Raw genomic sequence first — 24,038 nt, 5'->3', positions numbered from 1 at the left:
GGGCGCGCGCCGGTTAAAACCCTGCCACAACTTCGTGGTGGACGCCGTGATGGCCAGGGGCGCACACCCCGCCAGATGCCTTCGCCCGAGGCCCCGCCCCCCTTGCCCCCACGCCGCCCACCCGAGGAACGTTGGTCCGCCCGCGGTGCCATCCTTACGGGCATGGTGGCCTTGGTTTTGCTGTTTGGTGGCTTTGGCATCTGGGCTTGGGCGGCTCAGATCGCGGGTGCCGTAGTCGCAACCGGCCATGTCGAGGTCGAGCAGCGCCGTCAGGTCGTGCAGCACCCTGACGGGGGCGTCGTGGCACAGATTTTCGTCAAGGAGGGTCAGCTGGTCAGCGCGGGTCAGCCTTTGATCTTGCTCGATGGCACCGTCCTTAACACCGAACTGGCCATCGTCGAGGGGCAGTATTTCGAAATGCTCGCCCGTCGCGGCCGGCTTGAAGCCGAGCGTGCAGATCTGGCCCAGATCACCTTCCCGGCCGAGCTGGTCGAGGCGGCAAAATCCAATCCCAGTCTCTCTGCCCTGATCACGGGGCAAACCAACCTGTTCCTGGCTCGCCGTGACACGCTGGCACAGGTTCTGGGTCAGCTCAGCAAGCAATCCGAACAAATCGCTGCGCAAATCACCGGCATTGATGCCCAAAAGGCCGCGCTTGAGACCCAGCTTGGGTTTATTCGCGAAGAGCTGACCAGCCAGCGCTCGCTTTTGGACAAGGGGCTGGCACAGTCTGCACGTGTACTGGCGCTCGAGCGCGAAACGGCACGGTTGAATGGACAGATGGGCGAGGTAACGGCCGCGCGCGCCCAAGCGGTGACGCGCCTGACCGAGATTGACCTGTCCAAACTGGCCAAATCCGCCGAGCAACGACAAATGGCCGAAACCGAGCTGCGCGATCTGAGCTACCGCGAGTTAGAGCTGGCCGAGCGCCGCCGTGGCCTGCGCGAACAGATTTCGCGGCTGGAAATCCGCGCGCCCGTCGCGGGCATTGTTCAGGAATTGCTGGTCACAACGCCGCGCGCCGTATTACGCGCCGCCGAACCGGTTCTTTATATCATTCCGCAAGATCGCCCGCTGGTGATCAGCGCCCGCGTGGCAACGATCAACATCGATGAAATCCATCCCGGCCAAGAGGTCGTGCTGCGCTTTTCAGCCTTTTCCTCGCGCACGACGCCAGAAATCGACGGGATTTTACAAACCGTTTCGGCCGATGTCCTGATCGATGAGGCGACGCATGTGCCCTATTACCGCGCCGAAGTCGTCATCCCGCCCGAGCAAATCCAAAAGCTGGGGGATCGCACGCTGGTTCCGGGCATGCCGGTCGAGGTCTATATTCAGACCGGAAAGCGCAGCCCTATGGCCTATCTGCTCAAGCCCTTAAGCGATTACTTCACCCGCGCCTTTCGCGAAAACTAGCGCAACTTGCGCCTGATCGATGCGTGGGGTGAAAAATCTGTGCCTTTGACGCAAAAAGACCCGCTGCGACATCGCGCAGCGGGTCTTTTTTTCACATGTGGCAAGCCGAAATTACATCGCAGCAAGCTGGCCCAGGGCCGCGCGGGTGCGCGCGATATCATCGTCCAGCGCGATCAGTTTCTCACGGGTTTCTTCGATGACCTCTGGCTCGGCATTCTCGACGAATTTCGGGTTGCCAAGGCGGTTGCGCAGGCCATTGGCATCCTTCTCGGTCTTGCTGACCGATTTCTCCAGTCGCGCCATTTCCGCTTTCACGTCAATCACATCACCGACCGGCAAAGCAAAGCTTGCGCCCTGAACCCCGACCGAGATCATGCCCTGCCCCATTGCGCCATCCCGCACCGAGGCAATTCGCGCCATACGCTCGACCAGCGGACCATTCGCAGCCAAGGCAGCACGCGCGCTCTCATCGGCCTCTGTCACGATCAGCTCGAGCTTGGCACCTGCCGGCACACCGATCTGTGCGCGGGCCGAGCGGATGGCCTCGATCAGCGAAATCACCCAATTCATTTCCCGATCCGCAATCGGATCGATCTGCTCGGCGCCAATCTGGGGCCAATCACCATGAACCAGCATCTTGCTGCGTTCGCCGGTCAGCGACCACAGCTCTTCGGTGACGAAGGGCATGATCGGATGCAGCATGATATAGCACTGATCCAGAACCCAACCCATCGTCGCACGGGTTTCCTCGGCATATTCACCGTCAAACAGCGGCTTGGCGAATTCGACATACCAATCGCAGACCTTGCCCCAAACGAAAGCATAAAGGATCTGCGCCGTATCGTTGAAGCGATAGGACGAAAGGGCCTCGTCAAAGGCCAGGCGCGTCCGCGCCACCTCACCAATGATCCAGCGGTTGACGGTATGTTTGGGCTCGGGGCGCGCGCCCCCACCACGAACACCGTTCATCTCGGCAAAGCGCGTCGCGTTCCAGATCTTGGTGACGAAGTTGCGGTTGCCCTCGACGTGGCGCGGCCCAAGCTTGGGATCGCGCCCCATCGCCGCCATCGAGGTCAGCGTGAACCGCAAAGCATCCGCACCGAATTCATCGATCAGCACCAGCGGGTCAATGACGTTGCCCTTGGACTTGGACATCTTCTGGCCCTTTTCGTCCCGGACAAGCCCGTGGACATAGACCGTATGGAAGGGGATGTCGTTGACCACTGCCAATTGCATCATCATCATCCGGGCCACCCAGAAGAAGATGATGTCAAAGCCCGTCACCAGAACGTCGGTCGGGAAATATTTCTGCAATTCCGGCGTATTTTCCGGCCATCCCAGCGTACCAATCGGCCAAAGACCCGAGCTGAACCAGGTGTCCAGCACATCGGAATCGCGCCAAACCGGATAAATCAACCGGGTTGGATCCTGAGACAGGTTATATTCCGCCAAAGAGGCCGCCAGCGCGTCAATCGCCGCATCGCGATCGGCAACTTCGACCACGCGCGAGATTTCCAACGGCTGGGGCAATCCCGCAATATTGTCGCGGAACTTCGCGGCAACTTCGTCAAAGCTGGTCGCGGCATGGTGCAACTCGCCGCGATGGACAAGCCCATCCGCCAAAAGGCCGAAAATCTCGACCTCATCCAGCGCACCATCGCCCTCGTCATCGCTGAAGCCGCTGGCCGACAGATCAAGCCCGTACCAGACCGGGATCTGGTGGCCCCACCAAAGCTGGCGGCTGATGGTCCAGGGTTCGATATTTTCCAGCCAGTGGAAATAGACCTTTTCATGCTGCTCGGGCAGGATCTTGGTGCGGCCACTGCGCACGGCATCCAGGGCCGGGCCAACGATTTTGGCGGTGTCCACGAACCATTGATCGGTCAGCATCGGCTCGATCACGACGTTCGAGCGGTCGCCGAATGGCTGCATGATCATTTTATTATCGACCAAAGGCAGACGCTCAAGATGCTCGGCACCGGTCTCTTTATCGATGGATTTATGCAGATAGGTTACTGCAAGGCCTTCGGCGGTGATGGCCGCAATCACGCGCTCACGCGCCTCATAGCGGTCTAGTCCGCGCAGATCCTCGGGTACAAGGTTGACGTTCGAGACATCACCCACATCCTCGCCCCGCGCCGCGCGGCTGGCGATTTCGGCGCTTTCTTCGTAGGAAAGGCCGTCAACGCGCATCTGAGCGCGGGTATCAAGCAGCGCAAAAAGCGGAATATTATTGCGCTTGGCGACGCCATAGTCGTTGAAATCATGCGCGCCGGTGATCTTGACCGCGCCCGAGCCAAAATCAGGATCGGGATATTCATCGGTGATGATCGGGATCAGGCGGCGATGCTCTTTCGGGCCGACGGGGATTTCGACCAGCATGCCAACGATCGGCGCATAACGCTCATCCGAGGGGTGAACGGCAACTGCACCATCGCCCAGCATCGTCTCGGGACGGGTCGTCGCGATCGAGATATAGTTGCGCGTTTCGCGCAAGGTGACGTTTCCGTCCTCATCCTTCTCGATATATTCATAGGTGGCGCCCCCGGCGAGCGGATATTTGAAATGCCACATATGGCCCGCGACTTCGCGGTTTTCGACCTCAAGATCCGAAATTGCCGTCTCGAAATGGGGGTCCCAGTTCACCAGCCGCTTGCCGCGATAGATCAGGCCTTTGTCATACATATCGACAAAGACCTTCATCACGGCCTGAGGGAAATTCCCCGACATGGTGAAAGCGTTGCGCGACCAGTCACACGACGCGCCCAGACGCTGCAGCTGACCAATGATCGTGCCGCCCGACTTTTCCTTCCACTCCCAGACCTGCTCAAGAAACTTTTCGCGGCCCATTTCCTTGCGCGTCGGATTCGACGGATCTTTGGCAAGCTCGCGTTCGACCACCATCTGAGTGGCAATGCCCGCGTGATCCTGACCCGGCTGCCAAAGCGTGTCAAAGCCGCGCATCCGGTGCCAGCGCACCAGAATATCTTGCAGCGTATTGTTCAGCGCATGACCGATATGCAGACTGCCGGTGACGTTTGGCGGCGGAATTACGACTGAAAATGTCTCGGCCCCCGGCTTTGCATTGGCGCCCGCGGCAAAGGCGTTGATCGCCTCCCACTCGGCTGCGATCCGCGCTTCGGCCGTAGCCGCCTCAAAACTCTTGTCCATGCTCATCGGTCAATCACCCGTAAAACTTGAGTAACGGATAGCGAAAAGGGGGCGAAAGGCCAAGCCCGCTTCGCCGGGCAAACTCGGCTGCGTTAACCTGACCCTAACTTTCTGGCCCCAAGATGTTCGCAAGATACAACTTCGGGAAACCAGATGAATATGTTTCAAGCTGTGGGAAATTGCTTTTCCAACTACGTCACCTTTTCCGGACGGGCCACGCGATCCGAATATTGGTGGTTCACACTTTTCAACCTGCTAGCCGGCTTCGTGCTGGGCATGGTGCAGGCAGCTATGGGTTTGCAGTTCGGACTGGCTGACCTTTACGCGCTGGCTGCAATTCTGCCTGGCGTGGCGGTCACAAGCCGACGCCTGCACGATGTCGGACGCAGCGGCTGGTGGCAGCTCTTGATTTTTGTGCCCCTGATCGGCGCGATCGTTTTGCTGGTCTGGCTGGTAAGTAAAGGCGAATACGGCACGAACAGCTGGGGCGAGGATCCATTGGCTGCCCATCGCGAACCAGCCCTCGCCTAGCTTCATCCGTGCGGCGCAACTTACGCCGCACGGAATTTTCACGTGAATCAGTCAGGCGTCAGATTGCGGCCAGCAAAGCTTCGCCGCCCGACACTTCGCAAACACCGGGGCTTTCCTCAAGCTGAAGCACTTTCACGACGCCATCCTCGACCAGCATCGCATAACGCTTGGAACGCGACAAAAGACCCGCAGGGGCCGCGTCGAAATCCAAGCCAAGTGCTTTGGTAAAGGCGCCATCTGCATCGGCAAGAACCTCGATCCCGGCCTTGTCGGCGCCTGTGGCCTTGGCCCAGGCATCAGCCACAAAGGGATCATTGACCGTGATGCAGTAAATCCGGCTGACACCCTTGGCGCGGAACTGATCCGCCGTGCGCACAAAGCTGGGCATATGGGCCTGCGAGCAGGTGGGCGTAAAGGCGCCGGGAACCGCAAAAATTGCCACGCGCCCCGTCGTCGCTTCCGCGATCGAGACTTTTTGCGGACCTTTTTCGCCCAATTTCAGCAGCTCGCCCGCGGGCAGCTTGTCTCCGGTGGTGATCGCCATGTTGTTCCTCCATGAATTGCATCGCCTGCGCTGCGACTATAGGCTGTGGCGCTCATATGAGCCAGCGAGGCAGAATGAAAATCGTCATCCTAGGAGCGGGGCAGGCAGCTGCCTCATTGGCAGCTAAACTGCGCAATTTGGGCCATGACGGCCCCATCACCATATTGGGCGAGGAGACCGCCCCGCCCTATCAGCGCCCCCCCCTCAGCAAGGCCTATCTGCTCGGAGAGATGGCCCTTGATCGCCTGACCCTGCGGGGCGAGGATTGGTGGCAAGACCACAACATCACGCTGCGCTTGGGCGAACGTGCAACTGCGATCGACCGCAAGGCACGCATCGTGACCACCGACCGCGGCCAGATCGAATATGACGCGCTCGTCCTGACGCTTGGTGCAAGCCCACGCCGCCTGCCAGCTGATCTGGGCGGAGAAATGCAGGGCGTTTTCACCATTCGCGACCTGCAAGATGTCGATCTGCTGGCGGATGAGCTGACACCGGGGCGAAAGCTCATCGTCATCGGTGGCGGCTATATCGGCCTCGAGGCCGCAGCAGTTGCCCGCAAAATCGGCCTTGAGGTGACCCTGATCGAGGCAGCCCCCCGCATCCTCGGGCGCGTTGCCGCAGCCGAAACCGCCGATATGATCCGTGATCTGCACCGCGAACATGGCGTCGAAATTCTCGAAGGCATTGGCCTGACCGCGATCACCGGAACCGCGCGTGCCGAAGGCGTAAGCCTGACCGATGGCCGCACTCTGCCCGCCGATTTGATCATCTGCGGCATCGGTGTAACACCGCGAACCGAACTTGCGGCCCAAGCCGGGCTCACGATCGACAATGGCATTGCCACGGATGCCATGGGCCGAACCTCCGATCCCGCGATCTGGTCGGCTGGCGATTGCGCAAGCTTTTCCACGGCCCAATCCCGCCTGCGTCTGGAAAGCGTCGGCAACGCCATCGACATGGCCGAACTGGTCGCGGCGAATATCCTTGGCGCCAATCTGCCCTACGCCCCCAAGGCCTGGTTCTGGTCCGATCAATTTGACGCCAAACTGCAGATTGCCGGCCTCAATTCCGGCTCTGATCGCACCGTTGTGCGCAAAAACGAGGCTCCCCATTCAGGCAGCGTCTGGTATTTCCGGCAAGACCAGCTGATCGCGGTGGATGCGCTGAACGATGCCCGCGCCTATATGGTGGGCAAACGTCTGGTTGATGCGGGCCGCTCCCCCTCCCCGGACGAGGTCGCGACAGCAACCGATCTCAAGGCTTTGATGAAATGAACATCACTCTGACGAAAATACCTTCGGGGGGAATCCTCGCAGAGGATGGGGGGCAGAAGGCCCCCCTGCGCGCATGAGAATCGTGGGGGGCCGCCTGCGCGGGCTCAAGCTGACCGAGGTGGGTCAGGGCGACGCGGCTGCGCATCTGCGCCCGACCTCCGACCGCGTTCGCGAGGCGATCTTCAATCTTCTCATCAACGGCAACCACGGCAATCCGGTGGCCAATGCCCGCGTGCTTGATGTCTTTGCCGGAACGGGCGCGCTTGGCCTCGAGGCATTGTCGCGTGGCGCCTCGCATGCGGTCTTTGTCGATGACGGCGCCGCCGCACGCGGTCTCTTGCGCAGCAATATCGAGAAAGCCCGAGCCATGGGCGTGACCGATGTGTGGCGCCGGGATGCGACGGCAATGGGCGAGAACAGCGGCCCAAAGTTCAGCCTGGTCTTTCTCGACCCTCCCTACGGCAAGGGCTTGGGCGAGCGCGCGCTTCTATCGCTTTTGGCGGGCAATTGGCTTAGCCCGGACGCCACGGTGGTTCTGGAAGAGGGTCAGCAGCCGCTGCCCCCTCCGGGTTTTGTTCAGTTTGACCAGCGTCGCTATGGCGACACCTATGTCACATTGCTGCGACCGGGCGGTTAAATTGCCCGATCCAGCTTTGTGGACAAGTGAATTAGGCTCTCGCTGGATTTAACCCCTGTCAAACTGCCGATCTGGTCCAGCGCATCGTCTAGCCGGCTCGTCGATTCGGCTGATACTTGTAGCAAAAGGTCAACGCGTCCGCTGGTTGTGTGGATGCGTTCGACCTCTGACAGGGTCCGAAGCCGCGAAACAATGGCAGCTTGCGACCGCGGCTCGATGGTCAGCAGGCAAGTTGCGCGAATCCGCGCCTCTTTCGCGGCCTCCCCCAAACGCAGGGTATAGCCCGCGATTGCACCGGTGCTTTCCAACCGCTCTAACCTAGCCTGTACTGTAGAACGCGCGACTTTCAGCCTGCGCGCCAAGACGGCAACCGACATGCGCGCATCCTGCGCAAGCTGTGCTAATATGCCCCGATCAAGATCGTCCAAAGCCCTCTCCGTCATTATGCCCGCTTTGTCATCAAAATAACGAAAGCCGGGGCCATTTCCACCCTTTTCATTGGCTCAAACGGGAACCATAGGGCGCAGACTTTGTTTTCACCGCAATCACTGGACATAGGGGGATCGCGCATGGGACTGACCGAAGGGCGTGGGACCAAAACCATTTGGAAGAACCCGGCCGAGATCATCCGGACTCTCTCACCCGAGAATCCGGTGATGGCCTTTTCGCCGCTTGCACTTGAGCAGACTGCTCAGCGCTTTCTGTCCGGTTTTCCCGGACTGGTGACCTATGCGGTCAAATCGAACCCTGATGAGGCAATCATCCGCACGCTGACCCAAGCGGGCGTCAAAGGCTTCGACGTGGCCTCTCCTGCCGAGATCGACCTGATCTCGCGTCTGGCGCCAGGTGCGGCACGCCACTATCACAACCCGGTGCGTGCGCGCGCCGAAATCGCCCATGCGGTCGAGGCGGGCGTGACCTCTTGGTCTGTCGACAGCAACTCCGAGCTGGAGAAGCTGTTTGACGCGGTCCCGGCCGAGAATTGCGAAATCTCGCCCCGGTTCAAACTGCCGGTGGTTGGTGCGATTTACGATTTCGGCTCGAAATTTGGTGCTTCACCCGAACTGGCAGCCGAGATGTTGGCCAAGGTTGCGGAACGCGGCTATATCCCGTCGCTGACCTTCCATCCCGGGACGCAGTGCACCGACCCCGCCGCCTGGGAGACCTATATCCAAACCGCCGCGGATATCTGCAAGATGGCTGGCGTCAAAGCCAAGCGACTGAACGTCGGCGGCGGCTTTCCCTCGCATCGCGTCTCGGGGGTCGAACCTGATCTGACCGCGATCTTCGAGCTGATCGCGCGCGTCACGCGCGAATGCTTTGGCGAGGATGCCCCGGTTTTGGTCTGCGAACCCGGTCGCGGCCTGTGCGCTGATGCCTTTTCATTGATCACTCGCGTCAAGGCCGTTCGCGACGGCATGGCGATTTTCCTCAATGACGGGGTCTATGGCGGGCTGTCCGAGCTGCCGATCGTGGGCAACCTTGACCGCATCGAAGTGCTGGATGCCAAGGGCGAGCCCCGCACGGGCGAGCCGGTGAGCCGCACGATCTTTGGCCCGACCTGCGATTCGGTCGACCGTCTGCCGGGCGAACTTGCCTTGCCCAGCGACATTGCCGAGGGCGACTATGTGATTTTCCACGGTGCGGGCGCCTATTCCTCGGCGACCAATACGCGCTTCAATGGCTTTGGTCAGATGGTTCACCTGACTGTGTTGGCGCTGGAATAACCATCTGTGGTGAAAATGCTGGGGGCGGGCAAGGTTCATGCTAGCCTAGGATATGGAATCAAGCCGCCCGCCCCTGCACCATGTCGTTTTGATTGACGGCACTTTCGCGTCGCTGGACCCCGATCAGCGCAGTTCGATTGGGAAAATCTACGCGGCGCTTTCTGGGCTATGGGGGCCACTGCCCTCGCGGGTGCAGATCCGTTACGAGCCCGGCCAGCAATGGGAAACCTGGCGCACCCTGTCCCGGCTGGCGGCTGGATCGGAACTGGAAAGCCGCATCATGGGGGCCTATCTGTGGCTGGCGCGGCAATGGCATCCCGGCGATCCCCTGTTTTTGTTCGGCTATTCTCGCGGCGCTTTTGCCATCCGCTCATTGGCGGGGATGATCGGCAAAATCGGTCTTTTACGTCCCAGCTCGCTGAACGAAGGCAATATCCGGCGCGTCTGGCAAATGTATCGTCAAGGCGCGGATCGTGAAGAGCTGGCGCGCTTTCGTCAAACTCACTGCCATGACCATGTGCCGATCCGCATGGTTGGCGTGTTTGACACTGTGGTCGCGCTGGGCATCCGTTTGCCGCTTTTGTGGATGCTGGCCGAGCCGCGCTATCGTTTTCACGACCACGAGCTGGGCAGTCATGTCGAACTTGGCGCGCAGGCCCTAGCGCTGGATGAAACCCGTGCCGCTTTCGCACCGCTGTTGTGGTCCTCTGATCCTCAGCCCGGACGGGTCAGGCAGATGTGGTTTCGCGGCTGTCACCCTGACATCGGCGGACAGCTAAGCGGTGCAGAATTTGCAAGGCCTTTGGCGAATATTCCCCTTAGCTGGATGATGGAAACCGCGTCCGAGGCCGGGCTGCCCTTGCCAGACGGGTGGCGCGACAAACTGCCTTGTGATGCCAGCGCCCCATCCGTCGGCTCTTGGCGCTATTGGGGAAAGGCCTTTTTGGCAAGGGCCCCGCGCATGGCGGGCGCCGACCCAAGCGAAGCATTGCACCCCTCGGTCGCACTGCCCTATGGCGGCCCCGCGCTTTTGACGGGCCATCTGTCGGAATTTGCCGCCGATCGCATTCGTCCGCGCATCAGGCCGCGCAAAGCCCCAAAAGCCAGCCCGCCCGCAGCTGATGATCCATCCCTGTTACAAACCGGCCCGGCGTCGTCCGGGGCCTGGGATGGGAACGATGAGACATCATCCCCCCCACAAGGCGTGAGCGACCAACCGAACCCGCTGGCCGTTCCAGACAGCGCCGACCAAAGGGCCGCAGAAGGCGATATGGCCTTGGCCTCGGGGATCAAGCCCTCGCGCTTGCGCAAGGGCAAGCGTGCCGCAACCGGCCAGGTAGACCCCGAGCAGCAGGGTTAAGCGACTTTGTTGACCTCGACCTTGGGCACAACCCCAAGAGCCGCGCATACCCGGCTGGTCAGATCAGGCTTATTCAGCGTGTAGAAATGCAGCCGATCCACACCGCCCGCGATCAGCTTTTCACACAGATCGACGCAAAGGTCATAGGCCAACTCGGCCTCGCCTTCTTTGCCTGCCTTGGCAAAAGCATCATCGGCCCATTGAGGCACGCTGGTGCCGCAGCGCGCAGCAAAGCGCTTGGTCCCGCCCCAGCCCTGAATTGGCAGGATACCGGGAATGATCGGCGCAGCGATCCCCGCAGCAGCGCAAGCATCGCGGAAACGGAAATAGGTATCGGGCGAGAAAAAGAACTGCGTCATCGCCGACGAGGCACCCGCATCGATCTTGCGCTTGAGCCAGGCCACATCGGCAGCCGTATCGGGGCTTTCGGGATGAGGCTCGGGATAGGCGCCAGCGCGAATGGTGAAATCACCGCGCTGAGCAATCGCCTCGATCAGCTCGACCGAGCTTGCAAAACCATCGGGATGCGCGGTGAAGCTGTCCTGCCCCTGCGGGGCATCGCCGCGCAAAGCCACGATCTCGCGCACGCCCGCTGCGGCGTAATCCGCCACGATCTGCATGGTTTCCTCCCGCGTGGCGTCAACGCAGGTCAAATGCGCGGCCACGTTCAGCCCATAATGGCTGGACAAAGCCGTCACCGCCTCGTGGGTCAGCTGGCGGGTGGTGCCGCCCGCGCCATAGGTCACCGAGACGAAATCCGGCGACAAGGGTGCCAAAGCCCGAGCGGTTTCCCACAACCGGAACGACTGATCCAGATTGCGTGGCGGGAAAAACTCGAAGCTGATGGCAGGCGTCTTGAAGGCGGGCGTCTGGGACATGGTCTCATTCCTTTTTCGTAGGGGGCTTGTCGCATGCGCCGCGTCGTGAGACAAATTCATAATCTGCAACATTGTTATGAATTGGCCTCAAGATGCACCTCGAGCTGCGCCATTTGCGCCTTTTGCGCGCCATCCATGAACAGGGCGGGCTGGCGCGGGCGGCCGATATTTTGAACCTGACCCAATCTGCGCTGTCGCATCAGATCAAAGCATTGGAAGAACAGACCGGAATTGAGCTGTTCCTGCGCAGGACCAAGCCGCTGCGCCTTTCGGCGGCGGGGATGCGGTTATTGCGCACCGCTGAACAGGTTCTGCCCCTGATCGAGGCCGCCGAGGCAGAGTTTCGTGACATCGAACAAGGCCGCGTGGGACGGCTGCATGTCGCTATGGAATGCCACCATTGCTATGATTGGCTGCTGCCGGTTCTTGACCGGTTTCGCCGCGCCTGGCCGGAAATTGACCTGGATATTCGCTCGAGCCTGTCGCTCAAGGCGCTGCCCGCGCTGTTGAAGGGCCAGGTCGATCTGGTGATCTCTTCAGACCCCGAGGAAACCCCCGGCCTGACCTTTCAGCCGCTGTTCGACTATGCCCCGACAATGGTTGTGCCTGCCGATCATCCTTTGGCGGCCAAAGGCTATGCCGAGCCGCAGGATCTGCGCAGCCAGACCCTGATCACCTATCCGATGGAGCGGTCGCGGCTGGATGTTTTCTCGCAATTTCTTGACCCTGCCGGGGTCGAGCCTGCCCATATCCGTCAGGTCGAGCAGACTGCGGTTGCCTTGATGCTGGTCGCCTCGGGGCGGGGCGTTGCGGTCATGCCCGATTGGGTTTTGCGCGCACAGGCCAACAACCCCGAACTGGCAACCATCCCGCTTGGACAAGGTGGATTGCTGCGCCGCCTTTATGCCGCTATGCGCCAAGAGGACCTTGCCCAGCCCTATATGGCCTATGTTTTGCGACTTGCGCGCACCGAACCTCTGCGATTCCTGCGTTAATCGCGTTACGGGGCGGCGCAAAGTCCATGCAAGCCTTCACTTTGCGCGATCATAGGATTATGAGGCGTGCCTAACCCCGATAAGGACATCTCCAATGGCCAGCGCCAACCTAAACGTCATGATCAAGGCCGCGCGTAAGGCCGCCCGTTCCTTGGTCAAGGACTTTCGCGAAGTCGAAAATCTGCAAGTCTCGGTCAAAGGTGCGGGCGATTTCGTCAGCCGCGCCGATAGAGAGGCCGAGCGCATCATCAAAGAAGAGCTGCGCGGCGCCCGCCCGAACTACGGCTGGATCGGCGAGGAAACCGGCGAGGAAGCAGGCGAGGATCCGACCCGCCGCTGGATCGTCGACCCGCTGGATGGCACCACCAACTTCCTGCACGGCCTGCCCCATTGGGCGATCTCGATCGCATTGGAACATAAGGGCGAAATCGTCGCCGCAGTGGTCTATGATGCTGCCAAGGACGAAATGTTCACCGCCGAAAAAGGCGATGGCGCCTTCATGAACAACCAGCGCATCCGTGTGTCGGGCCGCAAGCAGATGATCGAGTCGATCTTTGCCACGGGCGTGCCCTTTGGCGGTCGTGGCACCCTGCCCGCCACCTTGGCCGATCTGGCGCGCCTGATGCCTGTCACCGCCGGCGTGCGCCGCTGGGGCGCTGCCGCCCTTGATCTGGCCTATGTCGCATCGGGCCGCTACGAAGGCTATTGGGAGCGTGGCATCAATTCCTGGGATGTCGCGGCTGGTATCTTGCTGGTCAAGGAAGCCGGTGGCTTTGTCGAATCGATCCGCCCCGAGCAGAACCCGATCGATTCCGGAAATATCGTCGCGTGCAACGCGGCCCTGTTCGAGAATTTCTCGAAAATCGTGCGCGAACGCCCCTGATCGGGCTTTTGCAGCGCTAACCCCTTATCCCGACTTGACCTTATCGGTCGGGCGGCGCAGGTCTCGTGGTATCAGCCGCGAGACCTATCATGCCCCAGACTGTGCCGCAGCCCGGCCAAGTGACGACGACAGCCTCTAAGCCCGATCCTGCGACAGAACTCGACCAAGCGGCCATTACCAAGCCCGCCTTGGATGATGCGCTGACCGTCGTGCCCAGCATCGTTCCCGAAATCACGCCCCCGCCGATGGCACCGCCATCCGCGCAAGGTCAGGGTCTGGTGCGCGGCAATCAGGGCAAGGCGATTTTGCTGATGTGTCTGGTCAGCTTCACCTTTGGCATGCAGGACGGTTTTTCGCGCTATCTGGGCGGAAAATACTCGCCCATGTTCATCATCATGCTGCGGTTTTGGTTCATGGCGGTTTTCGTGACCTTGCTGGCCATGCGCGCACCCGGCGGCCTGCGTGAGGCCGTCAAATCAAAGCGCCCGGTATTGCAAGTGATTCGCGGGGTTTTGCTGGTCCTTGAAATTCTGGTCACGATCATCGCCTTTGTCCGGCTGGGGCTGATCGATACCCATGCGATCTTTGCCTGCACCCCCTTGTTGGTGGTGGCGCTCTCTGGCCCGGTCCTGGGCGAAAAGATCGGCTGGAGGCGCTGGATCGCCGTCGGCGTCGGCTTTAGCGGCATCTTGATCGTGCTGAAGCCCACCAGCGGCGTCTTGTCATGGGATTCCGCCCTGCCATTTCTGGGCGCGGTCATGTTCGCGCTTTACAGCCTGCTGACGCGCATGGTCGGACGCGACGATTCCGCAACGGTCAGTTTCTTCTGGACCAGCACCGTCGGCGCGGTCACGGCCACCGCAATCGGGATTTTCTGGTGGCAGCCTGTCGAGCTGCCCGATGTTCCGCTGTTGTTGATCCTCTGCGCAGGTGCGGCACTGTCGCATTTCCTGCTGATCCGCGCTTATGAAATGGCCGAAGCCTCTAGCTTGCAGCCTTTTGCCTATACGCAGCTGGTGTGGGTCTCGATCATCGGCGTGCTGCTGTTCAACGAGACCCTTGCCCCCAATGTCGCCGTCGGTGGGGCGATTGTCGTTGGCGCGGGGCTGTTTACCTGGTGGCGCTCTCGCCAGAAGGCCCGAGAGCAGGCGTAATCGCGATCGCGGCATTGGCCTCGGTCAAGGTGGGGGCTTGCCCCTCATCAGGGGCCGGCTCGCCCTGATCGGGATCGCTTGGGCCTTCGGTTGCACCCGCATCAACAGCGGCATCCGGGGCCGCAACGGGCGGAATTCCTGACGGCGCTTGCCCCGGCCCAGTGCCTTGCGAGGGCTGAACCACGGGCGTCGCCGGTGGCAAAACAACCGCCCGAGCGGACGCATTTTCAGGCAAACCACCGTCAACTGGCACAACCGAATGTGCCACCAGTGCTGGCCCGATCACCGCTTGGCTTGCCCCGCCCGCGATCAAGGCAATGATCGCGCGCTGCGAAATCGGAGGCCGCGCCGAGGCCCACAACCGGATCCGTGGTGGGGGCGGCGCAGGCATCAACCCTCCTCCTGTCAGATCAAAGCTTGGCACGATCGGCGCAGGCTTGCCCATGATCCGCGCCCGATAAATCGGCAGCGATTCCGCAACGCGCATGACGTAGTTGCGGGTTTCATCCAGCGGGATCATCTCGACCCAATCGACCGGATCGGCCTTTTTGCGAATATCGCCGAAATCGCCCAGCCAGCGCGCCGGACGGCCCGGCCCTGCGTTATACCCCGAGGAAATCAGCGCCACCGAATAGCCAAAGCGGTTTTGCAAGCCGCGCAGATAGGCCGCGCCCAGCCGTGCATTGTAATCGGCATCCGTGGTCAAACGGGCAAAGACATAGGGCTCATCGATCAGCTGCGCCATCTCGCGCGCGGTGCCCGGCATGACCTGCATCAGCCCCTTGGCGCCCGCATGAGAATTGGCCGCGTGATTGAACTCGCTTTCCCGGCGCGCAATCGCCAAGACCAGCTCGGGCGCAATGCCATGATCCCCCTTTTCCAGCCCGGTCAGCGGGAAATAGGCCGCAGGATAGATCGCCCCCTTGCCTGCCGCGACTTTTGCCAGCCGCAACGCATGCCAAGGCTGGCGCAGTTCCAGCATCAGCCGGGCCATGCGCGCAATGTCGTCAGGCTGTGCGGTTTCAGCCAATTGCATGAAAAACCGCTGGCCCTGCTCGGGATAGCCCGCCGCAACAAGCCAGACCCCCGTCTGCCACAGGGTATTTTCGTTGATCATCGCCCCGCGCCAATCTGGCAGGCTGATGATGGCATCACCGGGCACGGCCAGCTCGGGCGTCATCACCTGCCCCAGCTTTTCTGCGGCCAGCTGGCCGTAATAGGCCGTCTGATGGCGCGCAGCCGCGCCATAGGCGGTTTCTGCGGCGCGCGCATTGCCCAGATCAGCCTGCGCCCGACCCTGCCAGTAAAGCGAGCGCGAGCGCGTGATCGGGGTCGCGCCTTCGGTCTCGAGGCGCTGGAAATGGGTCAAGGCGCGATCAGGTGCACCGCCGCGCAATGCGGCATAACCCGCAAGCCATTCCAGATCGGTATAGTCCTTATGCCCCTCGGGCAGGAAATGATGGCTGGCGAAACGTTCCGCGCGTGCCCAATTGCCCGCACGCAGATCGGCGCGGGCATAATCGGCACGCAGACCTGACCAAGCGCCGGGATCACGCAGGGCCTCGGCGCTGATTGAGCGCTCCAGCATCAGATCCCGGGCAAGATCGCCCATCTTGTTTTTGACACGCCAGCGAAACCGGTCCAGCGCCAACCCCGCATCCCCCTGAAGAGACGGCGAAAGGGCCAAAATCGTCGCATCCACGCCCGAACGTCCGGCCTGCATGGCAATTCGCGCCTTGGCCACGGCCTGAGCATCAGCGCTTGCGCGCGTCAAGATCCGCTCGGCCGCAGCCCATTCCCCAAGATCCAGCAACAAGGCCAGACGGGCATCATCGGCCGATTTAACACGGGTGCCGAACTCGGCCAGAAAGCTGACCTCATCGGGGGCGCTCAGGCTGGTTTGGGTCCAAAAGCGCGCCAATTCGGCATCTGCGGCGGGGCTGGTTGCGCCCAATGCCGCCAGATAGGCGCGTTCACCGTTCAGCGTATCGGGGCGGCGCGTACCAAACCATGTCAGGATGTCAGCGGCAGGCAAGCTGGGCGACAGCACGGCATCGCCGCGCTTGAACAAAAGCTCGAGCCCGGGGAAATCGGGATGCATTTTGGCAAAATCGCGATATTCGGGCCAACTGCCCTGCCCGGCACGCAGCTTTTGCCAGGCGATCAAGCTGGTGCCAATCGCGCCCGAGCGCGTGGCCGCGGCCTCGGCCTCGGTCCAGTTGCGCTGCCCGGCATAGCTAAGGGCTTGCGCAATATCGGTCAGGTTCTCGGCCCCGGCCGGGGCTGCTGCAACGGCCATCGCGAAAGTCAGGCCCAGAAGTCTGTCACGAAGAGGATACAACATAGCACTGTTGTGACCGCCCAAGGCGGGCGACGCAACTCACATCCTTGGCAAGGCGCGCTGTGGGTAGTAAGCCCAAGAAAACAGCTTCACAGGATGCTCGCATGTTCAAAGGCTCGATGCCCGCGCTGGTCACCCCCTTCACGCACGATGGTGAATTGGATCTCGCCACGCTCGAGAAGCTGGTCGAATGGCATATTTCCGAAGGCAGCCATGGCCTGGTGCCGGTCGGTACCACCGGCGAAAGCCCGACGCTTAGCCATGACGAGCACAATCTGGTCATCCGCGAGGTCGTTCGCGTGGCCGCTGGCCGCGTTCCGGTCATCGCAGGTGCCGGTTCGAACTCGACCCGCGAAGGCATCAGCCTGATCAACCATGCTGAACAATCAGGTGCGGATGCGGCTCTGATCGTGACGCCCTATTACAACAAGCCCACGCAGGAAGGCATGATCGCGCATTTTGCCGCGCTGCATGACGCCTCGAACCTGCCGATCATCATCTATAACATTCCGGGCCGCTCGGTCGTGGATATGTCGCCCGAAACCATGGGCGAGCTGGCCAAGCTGCCGCGTATCGTCGGCGTCAAGGACGCAACCGGCAAGATCGAGCGTGTCTCGATGCAGCGCATGACCTGTGGCGCGGATTTCATCCAGCTATCGGGTGAAGATGCGACTGCGCTTGGCTTTAACGCTCATGGCGGCACGGGCTGCATTTCGGTCACGGCCAATGTCGCACCTGGCCTTTGCGCGGCATTCCAGAATGCGACTTTGGCAGGCGATTACGCCAAAGCGCTGGAATATCAGGACAAGCTGATGCCGCTGCATATCGCGATCTTCCTTGAGCCGGGTGTTGCAGGCGCGAAATACGCCATGTCGCGCCTTGGCCTTTGCAATGAGCGCGTGCGCCTGCCGCTGGTGGCGCTGACCGGCCCGACCCGCGACAAGATCGATGCCGCGCTAGAGCATGCCGGTCTGTTGTAAGACCCACCATCGCCCCATCCACAAATGAAAACGCCGCCCAGATCGGGCGGCGTTTTTATTTCGGGCCGTCAGACTGGCACTCTATTCCACTTTGTCGACATTCTTCACCGGATCGGAAAATGTCGCCCATTCCCCATGCTGAGGCAACGGGATCTGATCGCGGCGACGATTTAGATGCATATCGGCCTTGGCGATGAAATGGCCGGTAATGGGCGCTGTCGCCAGCAAGAAGATGGTGATCAGCAGCTCGTGCCAGCTCAAATAGCCGCCAAAGATCGGCGACCAGATCAGCGAGGCGATCAGGATCAGCCCGACCCCCAGCGTCGTGGCCATACCCGGCCCATGCAGGCGTGTCATCAGATCGGGCAAACGGATCATTGCCAAAGATCCGACCAAGCCGAAGAAGCCCCCCAAGACCAGCAGCGCGGATACGATGATTTCTGCAATCAAGATCATGGCTGCCTCATTCGATAATATCGCCGCGCAGGGCGAATTTGGCGAAGGCCACGGTCGAGACAAAGCCGAACATGGCGAAAATCAGCGTCGCCTCGAAATAGGCCGAGGTGCCGTGCAAAATGCCAAACAGCGTCAAAAGCGCGATCACATTGATGGTCATCGTGTCCAGCGCCAGCAGCCGGTCTGTCAGCCCCGGCGCCACCACGACCCGATACAGGCAGCACAAAAGCGCAATCCCGAAGCAGGTGAACGCGAACCAAAGCGCGTAAAGGATCATGGATAGATCTCCTTCAGTCGGGCCTCATAGCGGGTCTTGATCTCATCGACCACCGCCGCCGGATCGGGCGCATGAAGGCAATGGACCAGCAAAGCGTGACGATCTTCGGACAAATCGCAGGTCAATGTGCCCGGCGTCAGGGTGATCGCGCTGGCCAGCATGGCAATCGCCTCGGGCTGACGCAGCTCCAAGGGGACCACGATCCATGCGGGTTGCAGTTGCGATTTGGGCATGAACAGAACGATTTTGGCAACCGCGATATTGGCCTTGATGATGTCGATGAAAACGACCCAGAAAAAGCCGGGCAGACGGGTAAAGTGGCGATAGCCGCTGACGCCGGGCCAATAGGGCGCGGTGGCCAAGGGGACCAGCACCCCCAGTATCATCGCAAAGACCAAAGAGCCCCATGCGAATTGGTTGACCAGCATCATCCAGACCAGCACCACCATCAGCGACAAAACCGGATGCGGGAAGATCTTACGCATCATCTTGTGCCCTCCTGATGAACCAGCACGGCATCGGTATAGGCCGCCGGGTCCAGCAATTGCGCGGCGGTGGCCTGCGCGAATTGCAAAACGGGGCCGGCAAAGATCGTCAAAAGGATCATTGCCCCAAGCAGCGCCCCGACCGCGCAAAAGGCCAGCGCGCTGGATTGGGCGTCGTCTGCATCCTGCACCTGCTCGTCCGGCTCGACCTTGATCAACGTCCCGTCCAGCGTTAGGCGGCGCTTGGCAATGTCTTGGCCCGCTTGGCCCTCTTGGCCGGGCTGCGGCATGGCCGCGACCTCGGTCGCCTTCCAGAAAATCACCGAGCCTGCTCGCATCATCCCCGCAATCGCAATCAGCGAGGTAATCAGCACAGTCGCCCAGATCAGGGCCCAGGCTGATGCGCCTGCGGTGACATCCAGAACCAGCAGCTTGCCGATGAAGCCAGACAGCGGCGGCATCCCGGTCACGGCGATTGCGGTGGCAAAATAGAATGCCCCGACCAGCCCGGCCCGCGCAATCGGCGCCTGCGGCAACAGCCACAGGGTCGAGCGGCGCGCCCCGATCAGATCGACGACCAGAAACAAGGCCCCCGCCGCCAGGGTTGAATGAATCATGTAATAGATCGCGGCCGAGATCCCCTCGGGGGTGAATTGCGACATCGCGATCATCAGCGTCCCGATCGAGCCGATGGCCGCGAATGCCGCCATCCGGTTCAGGTTCAACGCACCAAAGACCCCGATCTGGCCAATCGCCAAAGTAAACAAGGCCGCCGGCAAAAGTAGCTCGCTTGCCAATCCGGCGCTGGCCCCATCTTGCGGGAAAACCAGCGTGAAGAAGCGGATGATGGCATAGACGCCCACCTTGGTCATGATGGCAAACAGCGCGGCCACCGGACCCGGCGCATTGGCATAGGTCGCAGGCAGCCAGAAATGCAGGGGCACCAGCGCGGCCTTGACCGCAAAAACCAGCATCAACAGCACGGCCCCAACGCGCAAAATGGCGGTCTGATCGGCAGGCATCTGGGCCACCCGCGCGGCCATATCGGCCATGTTCAGCGTGCCCGTCACCGAATAAAGCGTGCCAAGCGCGATCAAAAACAGCGTTGATCCAGCCAGGTTGAAGACAACATATTGCACCCCTGCCCGCAGCCGCATCGCGCCGCCGCCATGGATCATCAACCCGTAAGAGGCGATCAGCAGCACCTCGAAAAAGACGAACAGGTTAAAGGCGTCGCCCGTCAGAAAGGCCCCGCAGACGCCCATCAGCTGGAACTGCCACAAGGCATGAAAATGCCAGCCCTTGCGATCCCAGCCCGAGCCGATGGCATAAAGCTGCACCACAAGAGCCAGCAATGAAGTCAGCAGCAGCATCAGCGCCGCCAACCGGTCAAGCATCAGCACAATGCCAAAAGGCGCAGGCCAATTGCCCAGACGATAAACCGTGATCTCGCCGCCAAAAGCCTGCCAGTTCAGATATAGCGCAATCGCCAAAAGCACGGCGGTCCCAGCCGTCGAAAACACGCGCTGCAACAGCAGATCCGTGCGCATCGCCAGCAAGATAATGGCGCCAAGACAGGCTGGCAGCACGACTGGGGCGATCATAAGATGGCTCATTTCCGGCCCCCTTTGCTGTCGTTTTGGGGCTTTTGATCGGGGGCGGGCCTGCGATCTGCGGCTGGCATATCGATGCGGTCATCGCCGCCGGTGATGAAGGCACCCAGCGACATCATTACCGTCACCGCCGTCATGCCAAAGGAAATCACGATCGCCGTCAGCACCAAAGCCTGTGGCAGCGGATCGGTATATGTGGTCGTGCCATCGCTTAATATCGGCGGCGCATTGACCACCAGCCGTCCCGTCGCAAACAGGAAGAGGTTGATCGAATAGCTGAGCATGGTCATGCCCAGCACCACCGGAAAAGCGCGCCGACGCAAGATCAGATAGGTTCCGACCGCCGACATGATGCCGATGGCACTTGCTACGAGAATTTCCATCAGGCCTGCCCCTCTGATCTGATTTGGGGCTGTTCGGTGCTGGGAACGCGTGCCCCCGCAGAAAGCCGCGCGATCCGGCTGAGCGAGTTCAGCGCAAGCATCACCGCCCCCACCACGCAAAGATAAACGCCCAGATCAAAGCCCATGGCCGTCGCCAACTCGAAGGGTTCGATCAGCGGCAGATCCACATATCCGAAACTTGAGGTCAGGAAGGGTTTGCCCGCAAACCATGCGCCAATCCCGGTGATTGCCGCCGAGGCAACCCCCAGACCGATCAGCGTGTGATAGGGGATCTTTTGGCGCTCATGTGCCCAAGTGTAACCCGAGGCCATATATTGCATCACCAGCGCGACCGAGGTGACCAGCGCGGCGACAAAGCCACCGCCGGGCGCATTATGGCCGCGCAGGAAGATATACAGCGCCACCACCAGCGTCAGCGGCAAGATCACGCGCGTCACTACCGTCAGCAGCAGCGGATGCACATCACCCGAACGCCCCGCCTCGGGCAGGCGCGCGCGCAACCGCCGCGAGGCCTCGCCGCGCATCAGCGTCTCGGTCAAAGCGAAAATCGTCAGGGCAGCGATGCCCAGAACCGTGATCTCTCCGAAGGTATCATAGCCGCGAAAGTCCACGAGGATGACGTTGACGACGTTGTCTCCGCCGCCAAGGTTGTGGCTATTGGCCAGCATGTAATCGGCAATGCTTGGAAAGGCGAAATCGCGGCGCATGATCGCATAGGCCAGCCCGCCAAAGCCAAGCCCCGCCAGCACTGCGATAAAGGCGTCAAAGCCGCGTTTGCCCTGATTGGTTTCGGCCGGGGTGGTCTTGGGCAGGAAATTCAGCGCCAGGACCATCAGCACCACGGTCACCACCTCGACCGAGATCTGCGTCAGCGCCAGATCCGGGGCCGACAGATAGATAAACGCCCCCGAGGCGATCAGCCCGACGATCGAAATCACGACCAAAGCCAGAATGCGGTTGTGATGCAACCATGCCAAAGCGAGGCTGGCCGTGACCAGAAGCACCCAGCCAATCAGCGCAACCGGCTGAATGGGCAGCATCGCACGGCTCGCGGCTCCGGCATTTCCTGTCGACCATGCCCAGATGCCACAGGCCAGCACCGTCAGCGTGAAAGCGGCCAGCGCCCGCGCCATCGAGCCATTGCTCAAGCGATCGCTGAATGCCGTGGCCGCCCGAGCCGCGCCATTAAAGACCGCATCGAACATTACCTTTGCATCGGGATGGGGCAGCGCGCCATGCAGCCGCGCAAAAGGTGCGAACAAGACCAAAAGCGCGATCCCGCCGCCAATCGCCAGGACCGACAGCAGCAAGGCGGTCGTCACGCCATGCCAGATCGCGAAATGCGGATGCAGCGCCTGATTGGCCACTGACGAGGATGCAGCCTCGACCAGCCAGCCCACCATCGCGTTCGAGCCAAGCCCGATCAGCACCACCAAAACCGCCAAAAGCGCGGGCGGCCCCCATAGGCCGATCCCCGGATCATGCGGCTTAAGCGGATAGTCCTGACGCTTTGGCCCCATGAATGTCGCCCACACCAGCCGCAGCGAATAGCAGACCGAGAAAAGCGCCCCCAAAGTCGCCACCCACATCACCATCGGATCGGTCTTGACGGCCTCTTCAAGCATCAGTTCTTTGGACAGGAAGCCGTTCAGCGCCGGAAAGCCCGCCATCGACAATGCGGCAATCAGCGCAATGACAAAGGTGATCGGCATCAGCCCCGACAATCCGCCAAGGCGCTTGATGCTGCGCGTGCCGGTCTCGTGATCGACGATCCCTGCCACCATGAACAGCGCGGCCTTGAAGGTGGCATGGTTGATGATGTGCAAGATCGCAGCCGTCACCCCATCAATCGTGCCAAAACCCAAAAGCATCGTGATCAGGCCAAGATGCGAGACCGTTGAATAGGCCAGCAGCGATTTCAGATCGTCGCGGAAAATCGCGATAAAGGCCCCGATCACCATCGTCATCAGGCCCGCGCCGCCCACCAGCCAGAACCAGGCATCCGTCCCCGCCAGCACCGGCCACAGCCGCGCCAGCAAAAAGATGCCCGCCTTCACCATCGTCGCAGAATGCAGATAGGCCGAAACCGGGGTCGGCGCGGCCATGGCGCGCGGCAGCCAGAAATGGAACGGGAATTGCGCAGATTTGGTAAAGGCGCCCAGCAGGATCAGCAAAAGCGCGGGCAAATACAACGGGCTGGCCTGAATGGCCTCGCGTTGGGTCAAAATATCGGTGATGTCATAGCTGCCGGCGATTTGGCCAAGGATCAGCATCCCCCCGATCATCGCCAGACCACCCAGCCCGGTCACGGTCAGCGCCATGCGCGCACCCTGACGCCCTTCGGGCAGATGTTTCCAATAGCCGATCAGCAAGAAGGACGACAGCGAGGTCAGCTCCCAGAAAATCAGCAAAAGCAGGATGTTATCTGACAGCACGATCCCCATCATCGCGCCCTGAAACAGCATCAGATAGCTGTAGAACTGCCCGACAGAATCTTTGCGCGACAGATAAAAGCGCGCATAGGTGATGATCAGCAAGCCGATGCCCAGGATCAGGATGCCGAATAAAAGCCCCAGCCCATCCAGCCGGAAATTCGCATTCAGCCCCAGGCTTGGCAGCCAGTTGATCTGTGCCAGCACCGCGCCGCCGCCCAGAACGGCAGGAATGTGCAAGCACAGCCCGATCAACGCGGTCAGCGTCACCAGCCCGCAGGCGATTGCCGCGATATCTCGACCCGAGCGGATCAGCAGTCCCGGCAAAAGCGCGCCGAAAAATGGAAGCAGTGCTATCAGGGCTGGAGACATGTCACCTCTTTCGATTGCCTTGCGGTTTTCCAAGGGGGGGACGGGCTTGTCAACCTTAACAGAAAATGAGCTAGGCGATGTTCGCCTTTCGTGCTAGCTCTGACG

21 protein-coding genes are annotated in these 24,038 nt (G+C 61.0%); 10 read left to right on the top strand and 11 right to left on the bottom strand.

Annotation, left to right across the window (positions count from 1 at the left end):
- The first annotated feature begins 162 nt into the window (after positions 1 to 162).
- Positions 163 to 1,416: an HlyD family type I secretion periplasmic adaptor subunit gene (locus tag RTS12_RS01475; RefSeq protein ID WP_409455651.1), complete on the top strand. Its 1,254-nt coding sequence runs from the start codon at positions 163 to 165 to the stop codon at positions 1,414 to 1,416.
- Between the two features lie 111 nt (positions 1,417 to 1,527).
- Here the strand turns inward: RTS12_RS01475 and RTS12_RS01470 are convergent, their stop codons facing one another.
- The gene (locus RTS12_RS01470) at positions 1,528 to 4,593 is read right to left on the bottom strand and encodes a valine--tRNA ligase (RefSeq protein ID WP_312524790.1); all 3,066 of its coding nucleotides are present in this window, start codon (positions 4,591 to 4,593) and stop codon (positions 1,528 to 1,530) included.
- 147 nt (positions 4,594 to 4,740) lie between these two features.
- Between RTS12_RS01470 and RTS12_RS01465 the strand changes: the two genes are divergently transcribed.
- A complete protein-coding gene (locus RTS12_RS01465; RefSeq protein WP_312524789.1) occupies positions 4,741 to 5,118 on the top strand; it encodes a DUF805 domain-containing protein in 378 nt (125 codons plus the stop codon).
- Between the two features lie 58 nt (positions 5,119 to 5,176).
- Here RTS12_RS01465 and RTS12_RS01460 read toward each other — a convergent pair whose 3' ends face one another.
- Positions 5,177 to 5,662 carry a peroxiredoxin gene (locus tag RTS12_RS01460; protein WP_312524788.1) on the bottom strand — a complete coding sequence of 162 codons (486 nt, stop codon included), beginning with the start codon at positions 5,660 to 5,662 and terminating at the stop codon, positions 5,177 to 5,179.
- A 74-nt stretch (positions 5,663 to 5,736) separates the two neighbouring features.
- On the opposite strand from RTS12_RS01460, the gene RTS12_RS01455 reads away from it, so the two are divergent.
- Together RTS12_RS01455 and rsmD are read left to right on the top strand one after the other, a co-directional pair.
- Positions 5,737 to 6,939, top strand: coding sequence for an FAD-dependent oxidoreductase (locus RTS12_RS01455; protein ID WP_312524787.1), 1,203 nt, complete (start codon positions 5,737 to 5,739; stop codon positions 6,937 to 6,939).
- A 73-nt stretch (positions 6,940 to 7,012) separates the two neighbouring features.
- The gene (gene rsmD / locus RTS12_RS01450) at positions 7,013 to 7,576 is read left to right on the top strand and encodes a 16S rRNA (guanine(966)-N(2))-methyltransferase RsmD (protein ID WP_312524786.1); all 564 of its coding nucleotides are present in this window, start codon (positions 7,013 to 7,015) and stop codon (positions 7,574 to 7,576) included.
- On the opposite strand, the gene RTS12_RS01445 is transcribed toward rsmD, so the two are convergent.
- A complete protein-coding gene (locus RTS12_RS01445) occupies positions 7,573 to 8,004 on the bottom strand; it encodes an Lrp/AsnC family transcriptional regulator (RefSeq protein WP_312524876.1) in 432 nt (143 codons plus the stop codon). The two genes, rsmD and RTS12_RS01445, sit on opposite strands and share 4 nt — an antisense overlap.
- Positions 8,005 to 8,145: 141 nt before the next feature.
- Here RTS12_RS01445 and RTS12_RS01440 point away from each other — a divergent pair, with 141 nt between their 5' ends.
- On the top strand, positions 8,146 to 9,303 hold the full coding sequence (locus RTS12_RS01440) for a type III PLP-dependent enzyme (protein ID WP_312524785.1): 1,158 nt from the start codon (positions 8,146 to 8,148) through the stop codon (positions 9,301 to 9,303).
- A gap of 52 nt (positions 9,304 to 9,355) precedes the next feature.
- Positions 9,356 to 10,663, top strand: a complete 1,308-nt coding sequence (locus RTS12_RS01435; protein WP_312524784.1) for a DUF2235 domain-containing protein — start codon at positions 9,356 to 9,358, stop codon at positions 10,661 to 10,663.
- Here RTS12_RS01435 and metF read toward each other — a convergent pair.
- Positions 10,660 to 11,541, bottom strand: a complete 882-nt coding sequence (gene metF / locus RTS12_RS01430) for a methylenetetrahydrofolate reductase [NAD(P)H] (RefSeq protein ID WP_312524783.1) — start codon at positions 11,539 to 11,541, stop codon at positions 10,660 to 10,662. The two genes, RTS12_RS01435 and metF, sit on opposite strands and share 4 nt — an antisense overlap.
- Positions 11,542 to 11,633: 92 nt before the next feature.
- Here metF and RTS12_RS01425 point away from each other — a divergent pair, with 92 nt between their 5' ends.
- The 3 genes from RTS12_RS01425 (at position 11,634) to RTS12_RS01415 (ending at position 14,573) form a co-directional block, all read left to right on the top strand.
- Positions 11,634 to 12,536 (top strand): LysR family transcriptional regulator, encoded by a 903-nt coding sequence (locus tag RTS12_RS01425; protein ID WP_312524782.1) that lies wholly within the window; start codon positions 11,634 to 11,636, stop codon positions 12,534 to 12,536.
- 94 nt (positions 12,537 to 12,630) lie between these two features.
- On the top strand, positions 12,631 to 13,419 hold the full coding sequence (locus RTS12_RS01420) for an inositol monophosphatase family protein (protein WP_312524781.1): 789 nt from the start codon (positions 12,631 to 12,633) through the stop codon (positions 13,417 to 13,419).
- 89 nt (positions 13,420 to 13,508) lie between these two features.
- Positions 13,509 to 14,573, top strand: coding sequence for a DMT family transporter (locus tag RTS12_RS01415; protein WP_312524780.1), 1,065 nt, complete (start codon positions 13,509 to 13,511; stop codon positions 14,571 to 14,573).
- Here RTS12_RS01415 and RTS12_RS01410 read toward each other — a convergent pair.
- Entirely contained in the window at positions 14,530 to 16,917 is a 2,388-nt protein-coding gene (locus tag RTS12_RS01410; protein ID WP_312524779.1) for a lytic transglycosylase domain-containing protein, read from the bottom strand. The two genes, RTS12_RS01415 and RTS12_RS01410, sit on opposite strands and share 44 nt — an antisense overlap.
- Positions 16,918 to 17,018: 101 nt before the next feature.
- Between RTS12_RS01410 and dapA the strand changes: the two genes are divergently transcribed.
- On the top strand, positions 17,019 to 17,894 hold the full coding sequence (gene dapA / locus RTS12_RS01405) for a 4-hydroxy-tetrahydrodipicolinate synthase (protein WP_312524778.1): 876 nt from the start codon (positions 17,019 to 17,021) through the stop codon (positions 17,892 to 17,894).
- Positions 17,895 to 17,975: 81 nt separating this feature from the next.
- Here the strand turns inward: dapA and RTS12_RS01400 are convergent, their stop codons facing one another.
- From RTS12_RS01400 to RTS12_RS01375, 6 genes are read right to left on the bottom strand one after another with little or no spacing between them, the layout of a single operon-like run.
- The gene (locus RTS12_RS01400) at positions 17,976 to 18,350 is read right to left on the bottom strand and encodes a Na+/H+ antiporter subunit G (RefSeq protein ID WP_312524777.1); all 375 of its coding nucleotides are present in this window, start codon (positions 18,348 to 18,350) and stop codon (positions 17,976 to 17,978) included.
- 7 nt (positions 18,351 to 18,357) lie between these two features.
- A complete protein-coding gene (locus RTS12_RS01395; RefSeq protein ID WP_312524776.1) occupies positions 18,358 to 18,627 on the bottom strand; it encodes a K+/H+ antiporter subunit F in 270 nt (89 codons plus the stop codon).
- Positions 18,624 to 19,115 (bottom strand): Na+/H+ antiporter subunit E, encoded by a 492-nt coding sequence (locus RTS12_RS01390; RefSeq protein WP_312524775.1) that lies wholly within the window; start codon positions 19,113 to 19,115, stop codon positions 18,624 to 18,626. Before RTS12_RS01390 ends, RTS12_RS01395 begins: the two co-directional genes overlap by 4 nt.
- Positions 19,112 to 20,728 (bottom strand): monovalent cation/H+ antiporter subunit D, encoded by a 1,617-nt coding sequence (locus tag RTS12_RS01385; protein WP_312524774.1) that lies wholly within the window; start codon positions 20,726 to 20,728, stop codon positions 19,112 to 19,114. Before RTS12_RS01385 ends, RTS12_RS01390 begins: the two co-directional genes overlap by 4 nt.
- Complete coding sequence (locus RTS12_RS01380) at positions 20,725 to 21,108, bottom strand: Na+/H+ antiporter subunit C (protein ID WP_312524773.1); 384 nt, start codon at positions 21,106 to 21,108, stop codon at positions 20,725 to 20,727. The genes RTS12_RS01385 and RTS12_RS01380 overlap by 4 nt, the downstream gene beginning before the upstream one ends.
- Positions 21,108 to 23,933 carry a monovalent cation/H+ antiporter subunit A gene (locus RTS12_RS01375; protein WP_312524772.1) on the bottom strand — a complete coding sequence of 942 codons (2,826 nt, stop codon included), beginning with the start codon at positions 23,931 to 23,933 and terminating at the stop codon, positions 21,108 to 21,110. The genes RTS12_RS01380 and RTS12_RS01375 overlap by 1 nt, the downstream gene beginning before the upstream one ends.
- Positions 23,934 to 24,038 lie beyond the last annotated feature (105 nt).

This window comes from Paracoccus sp. (in: a-proteobacteria) (assembly GCF_032007265.1).
GTDB lineage: Bacteria > Pseudomonadota > Alphaproteobacteria > Rhodobacterales > Rhodobacteraceae > Paracoccus.
This window is presented reverse-complemented; position numbering and strand designations above follow the sequence as displayed.